Annotated in this window: 1 protein-coding gene; it reads left to right on the forward strand. The window is 62.7% G+C overall.

Going from position 1 to position 757, the window contains the following annotated elements; genetic code table 11:
- Nucleotides 1-128 precede the first annotated feature (128 nt).
- Nucleotides 129-757, forward strand: a 629-nt coding sequence (locus tag ATO4_RS26720) for a sulfite exporter TauE/SafE family protein (RefSeq protein ID WP_083595116.1), incomplete at its 3' end; no start/stop codon positions are given.

The following is a 757-nucleotide window of genomic DNA, read 5'->3' on the forward strand; positions in this document are numbered from 1 at the left end:
TTTGCTCCCGGCAACGACAAGAAGGCAATCACCGTTTCCCGCAGAGCAACGCCGTAGGATTTTAATTCCTATCAAATCAGTATGAATTGAATTAGGCTTCCGTCATCGCGACTCGACGGGAGCCTTGCATGAACGACTTCCTGCTTTTCCTTCTCGTCGGCGGGCTCGCGCAGCTCGTCGACGGCGCCCTCGGCATGGCCTATGGCGTCGTCTCCTCCACGGTTCTCATGTCTTTCGGGGTCCCGCCGGCCACGGCCTCGGCTTCGGTTCACGCGGCAGAACTCTTCACCACCGCGGCCTCGGGCACCGCCCATGCCATTCATCGCAACATCGACTGGAAGCTGTTCTGGCGTCTTGTGCCGTTCGGGATCGTCGGCGGCGTCGCCGGGACCTACGTGCTGACGAGCTTTCCCGGCAACATCATGAAACCCTATGTCGCCGCCTATTTGGCGATCATCGGTATCTATCTGCTGATTCGCTCCTTCCGAAAGATCCCGAGCCGCCCGGTCCCCGCCGCGGTCGCCCCTCCCCTCGCGCTCACCGGTGGCTTTCTTGATTCCGTCGGCGGCGGTGGCTGGGGCCCTGTGGTGACGACAGGGCTGCTCGGAGCCGGCGGCGCGCCGCGCTACGTGATCGGCACGGTCAGCACGGCGGAATTTCTCGTCACGCTGTCGGTCTCCCTCACCTTCCTTTTCGCCCTCCTGACCGGCCATTGGGAAGAGGCTGGCGATCTGAGCGAACACGGCCTCGCAATCCT

This window comes from Aurantimonas sp. 22II-16-19i (assembly GCF_002088275.1).
Classification (GTDB): domain Bacteria; phylum Pseudomonadota; class Alphaproteobacteria; order Rhizobiales; family Rhizobiaceae; genus Jiella.